The following is a 4,859-nucleotide window of genomic DNA, read 5'->3' as shown; positions in this document are numbered from 1 at the left end:
CACCCTCACGGAACTCGGCATCGTACTTCCGTCGCTTCTCCGCCATGACCCTCAACTACCCCTATGGTCACGACTCCACAGTACGAGGGGAAGGTCACATCTGCTACCGCAGACTCACCAAATGAGATGATGTCTTAGGCTCGAAGCGCCGACCGGTGGGGTGCATGTGGAGGTTATGGGGGGCGATGATGAAGCGGACGTTGGTGTGTGGATGGGTGCCGGGCATGTGCCGCAGGGTCCAGTGGGTGGTGATGGTTGCCAGGGCGATGGTGGCCTCGGTGAGGCCGAATATGTCGCCGATGCATTTTCGGCGGCCGCCTCCGAACGGCAGGAACGCGGAGTTGGGTGACTGCGGGGCGGCGGAGTTGTTGGGCTGGGCCCAGCGGTTGGGATCGAAGCGGTGGGGCTGGGGGAAGTGTTCTGGCATGTGGTGGATGAGGTATGGGCTGAACGCCAAGACGGTGCCGGCGGGCAGTGAGGTACTGCCGAGTTGGCAGGGCTTGGTGGTCTGGCGGGTGAGGAACCATCCGGGCGGGTAGAGCCGGAGGGTCTCGCTGAGGACCTGTCCGGTCAGCGGCAGGTTGGGGAGGTCGTCGAGGGTGGGTGGCCGTCCTTGCAGGACGTGGTCGACTTCCGTGTGGAGCCGGTCCTCGACGTCCGGGTGTTCGGCCAGCAGGTGCAGGGCCCACGCGATCGTGTTCGCGGCGGTGTCGGCGCCCCCGATAAGCAACGTCAGTACCTGGTCGAAGACTTCTTCCGTGGTGAAGGTCAGGGGCGGGGCGGAGTGGTGCGCTGATCCGTCGTCCTGGGTGGCGAGGATGGAGGAGAGCAGGTCCTGGATGCCTGTGTCGCGGTCCTGGCGGTCGGTGATGATGCGGGCGATCGCGTCATGCAGCCGGGTGCGTGCCTGGCTGTAGTGCCGGTTGCCCGGGGTGGGGAGTTGGTTGAGCCACGTGGGCGAGAGCATCCGCCGGAACATGCCGGCCAGGACGGTGTGGATGTCGTCGAGTCGTTCCGGGGGCGGGCTGTCGGTGCCGAAGAGGGTCCGGACGGCGACCTGGGTGGTGTAGATCTGCATGTGCGCCGGGATATCGACCGGTTTTCCCTCCTGCCATGACGTGGCGGTGCGCGTGGCTTCTTCGGCCATGGTCTGGGCGTAACCGGAGAGCAGGGAACGGCGGAAGGCGGGCTGGAGGAGCCGGCGTTGTTTGATGTGTGCGTCGTGCGGACAGGTGAACAGCCCGTTTCCCACGATCTCCCGGGCCCTTTCGAACTGCTTTCCTCCTTTGTCGAAGATGTGGTCTTCCCGCAGGAGCTGCTGGGTGAGAGCGAGGTCGCAGACCACGAGGATGTCTGTTCCCCCGGCACGGATTCTGACGATCTTGCCGTGGGCGGGAAGAGATTCAAGGAACTCCAGCGGGCGGCGAAGGAGCGCCGTTGTATGGCCGAGCAAAGGCCAGGCGCCGGGAGCGGCGGCGAGCGTGGGTTGCTGGAGTGCCATGGTCTTCCTTTGGCGGCGTTGGGTTCCGGTACGGGCAACGCGGCTCTGTTGCCGGGGTGTTGGCGCGCCGGGTCGGCCACGCTCACTGGCTGTTGTGGTGGGCGTGGCCGAGGCGGGCGCGTCAAGTGATCAGGTCGGGAACGCTCCAGTAGTCACGGTGCGTTTTGATCTTGCCTGCGGCGTCGAGCTGCACGATGGCCACGCCCTGCACGGTGCGGGTCTTGCCGCGCATGGTGTCCGGGACAGTGTGGAAGCTTCCTTCGAGGGTGGCGGTGAACTCCCACTCCATCACCGCACTGTTGCCGGATATGAATCCGTTGCGGAGGCTGACGGTGCAGTCGGGGAACGCCTCGAACCAGTCGGCGTACCACTTTTCGAGTTCGGTCTGGCCATTGAAGGTGAGGTGGAAGCCCATGTCCCCGTAGACGATGTCGGGGGCAAAGAGTGCAGTGTACGCCTTGGCGTCGCGGGAGTTGACGGCGGTCAGGAAGTCGGCTGCCATCCGGTCCAGGTCGATGGCGCTGGGCTGTGGGTTCACCAGGGTTCCCTTCTGGGAGAGTTGTGTTCTGGGACGGAGGGCCTTCAGTGATGGATGGTGGGGCCGTCGGGTGTGTCGTAGCGGCCGGAGTTCTCGGCCCAGTCGAGGTCGCCTCGCATCACGGTGCGCAGGGCGTCGGTGACGTAGCGGTCGACCGTGGTGCGTTCGACATCTGACAGTGCGCGGTAGGCGCTGGACTGTGGAAGCTCGGCTTCGAGGAGGACGAAGCGTGTGGTGCGCCGGCGGAGCATCTCGGCCGCTTCACAGACCGCCTGGTCGAAGGAGAGGGTGCCGTCGCTGCTGAGGATGAGGACGATGTTGTGGACATCGCCCAGGGAGCGTTCCTTCTCCGCGGAGCAGATGTCGTTGTGGAGGGAGTCGACCTCGGCGGCGATGGCCCGCATTTCGGTCAGCGGCTGGTCTGTGAATACCTTCTCAGGCACCTCGTAGTGCCCGAGGCGTTCGGCCAGGTCGATCGTGGGTTGCACGCCGATGGTGTCGCGGCGCAGGGCTATGTGCTCTTCCACCGTGGGCGTGTTTCCGCGGAGCCGGGTGTGGGCCTCGGTGATGTAGCCGTGCAGGTAGGTGCGCCAGTGCCGGGCGGCTCGTTCCCGCCAGGTGAGGGACATGCCTGACCGGCTGCGCTCCCACAGGTCACGGAACGCCCGGGCGGGGGGAGCCCAGCCGGATGGCAGATCCGGGCGCGGCTCTTCCCAGGGGTCGTCGAGTGCGGCTGCGACCAGGTCCACGAGCGCCTTGGCCAGGGCGGGGGTGGTGCCGAGCTCGCGGTCGAAGAGGTCATCGAAGACGAAGAACCAGCTCATCTGGTCGATGCCGAGGTCGAGGTCGGCGCCGTGTGTGGCGGGGTGGAAGCGGGCGGCGAGTTCGGCGTAGTGGGCGGCCGCATGACGGGCCTCGGCGGCAGTATCGGGAAGCAGGCCGAACCGTCGCGGCCAGGCGAGGTGCTCTGATGCTGCTCGGGGAAGGTCCGGGCTCACCCGGCTGGGGAAGGGGATATGAAGGTCTATTCCGCGCGGCATGACAGTCCTTCCTGTTGCGTCGGCGCGCCTGCCGTCAGCTCACGTCGAGGGGCTGAAATTTTGGGGCAGCCTCCGCGCTCATCAGTTCGCGTGGCAGGGCGAAGTGCTGCAGTTCGGCGGCGGCGGTGATGCTCTCCACGTCGTCGAATCCATGAGCTGCCAGCCAGCGCAGGACGCCGTCGACCAGGATGTCCGGGACGGACGCGCCTGAGGTGACGCCGATCGTGGTGGCGTCGGCCAGCCAGGCTTCGTCGATCTCGTCGGCGTGGTCGACGAGGTGGGCGGCGCGGGCGCCGGCCTGGAGGGCGACTTCGACCAGGCGCTGTGAGTTGGAGGAGTTCTTCGAGCCGACGACCAGGACCAACTCGCATTCGGCGGCGATCTGTTTGACCGCGAGCTGTCGGTTCTGCGTGGCGTAGCAGATGTCGTCGCCCGGCGGTGACTGGAGGTTCGGGAACCTTGTCTTCAGGGCGGTGACGGTCTGCTGGGTTTCGTCGACGGGCAGGGTGGTCTGGGACAGCCACACCACCCGGCCGGGGTCGCGGACCTCGACGTGCGCGGCGTCCTCGGGGCCGTCGACGAGCGTGGTGCGGTCCGGTGCCTCGCCCAGGGTGCCGATGACTTCCTCGTGACCGTCGTGGCCGATCAAGAGGATGTCGTAGCCGTCGGCTGCGTAGCGGACGGCTTCCTTGTGGACTTTGGTGACCAGGGGGCAGGTGGCATCAATGACGGTGAGATGCCGTTCGGCCGCTGCCTGGTGGACCGTGGGGGCTACGCCGTGGGCGGAGAAGACGACGACGCTGCGCTCGGGAACGTCGTCGGTGTCGTCGACGAAGACCGCGCCCCTGTTCTTCAAATCCTGGATGACGTGCTGGTTGTGGACGATTTCGTGGCGCACGTACACAGGTGGCCCGTAGATCTCGAGGGCCTTCTCCACGGTGGCGATGGCCCGGTCCACGCCGGCGCAGCAGCCGCGCGGGGCCGCCAAAAGTACCCGCTTGCGGCCGGTCATGAGGTGCGCTCCACGGTCTGGGCGGCGATCTGCCGCAATGCGGCGGCAGCGTGCGTGGTGTCGAGGGTGGCCAGTGTCTCCTCGTACCGGCTGGTGATCAGGCTCTCGACGCTCGTGCGGGCGCCGGTGTCCTCGAGTACCTGGCGCAGGCGGGCGGCGTCTTCGTCGTTCAGGTGCGGGTTGCCCACCAGCTTGTCCAGCAGGGCCTGTTGGGTGGGAGTGGCGTGCTGGGCGGCGAGGGCAAGCAGGACGGTGCGTTTTCCTTCGCGTAGGTCGTCCAGGACGGATTTCCCGGTGCGGGCGGGGTTACCGAAGACGCCGAGGAGGTCGTCGCGGAGCTGGAAGGCATCGCCCAGCGGCAGCGCGTAGCGGGACAGGGCGGCCAGCAGGCTCACATCGGCTCCGGCCAGGGCGGCTCCGGTGTGCAGGGGGCGTTCGACGGTGTATTTGGCGGTCTTGTAGCGGATCACCTGCCAGGCGGTGTCCAGGTCGGTCAGGGGCCGCAGCAGCGCGGTGAGATCGAGGTACTGGCCGTAGATGACTTCCTGGCGCATCACGTCGATGATCCGGCGCAGCTCTGGTGCCCTCACGGCCAAGGGGCCGCTGGGGTCGAGGAGTTCGTCCGCCCAGGCCAGGGCCATGTCGCCGATCAGGATCGCCGCGCTGGCCCCTAGTGCTCGATTCCTCAAAGGCGGTACTCGAAACGGCGGCGGAGGAGACGGGTGGGCGGGGCCGGTCTGCCCCAGATCCAGGGTTTGGCGCGGGCGT

Annotated in this window: 5 protein-coding genes; all 5 read right to left on the bottom strand. The window is 67.0% G+C overall.

Annotation, left to right across the window (positions count from 1 at the left end):
- Nucleotides 1-103 precede the first annotated feature (103 nt).
- Entirely contained in the window at nt 104-1,501 is a 1,398-nt protein-coding gene (locus tag IG74_RS0143875; RefSeq protein ID WP_078869622.1) for a cytochrome P450, read from the bottom strand.
- A gap of 121 nt (nt 1,502-1,622) precedes the next feature.
- Entirely contained in the window at nt 1,623-2,039 is a 417-nt protein-coding gene (locus IG74_RS0143870; protein ID WP_030689250.1) for a nuclear transport factor 2 family protein, read from the bottom strand.
- A gap of 44 nt (nt 2,040-2,083) precedes the next feature.
- The gene (locus IG74_RS0143865; protein ID WP_051856697.1) at nt 2,084-3,037 is read right to left on the bottom strand and encodes a terpene synthase family protein; all 954 of its coding nucleotides are present in this window, start codon (nt 3,035-3,037) and stop codon (nt 2,084-2,086) included.
- 76 nt (nt 3,038-3,113) lie between these two features.
- Nucleotides 3,114-4,091, bottom strand: coding sequence for a 4-hydroxy-3-methylbut-2-enyl diphosphate reductase (locus IG74_RS0143860; protein ID WP_030689246.1), 978 nt, complete (start codon nt 4,089-4,091; stop codon nt 3,114-3,116).
- Nucleotides 4,088-4,780: a polyprenyl synthetase family protein gene (locus IG74_RS52595; protein ID WP_158858092.1), complete on the bottom strand. Its 693-nt coding sequence runs from the start codon at nt 4,778-4,780 to the stop codon at nt 4,088-4,090. Before IG74_RS52595 ends, IG74_RS0143860 begins: the two co-directional genes overlap by 4 nt.
- Between the last annotated feature and the right edge of the window lie 79 nt (nt 4,781-4,859).

The sequence above is a fragment of the Streptomyces sp. NRRL B-1347 genome (assembly GCF_000720325.1).
Classification (GTDB): domain Bacteria; phylum Actinomycetota; class Actinomycetes; order Streptomycetales; family Streptomycetaceae; genus Streptomyces.
The sequence above is the reverse complement of the archived record's forward strand: the minus strand, read 5'-3'. Positions and strand labels throughout refer to the sequence as shown.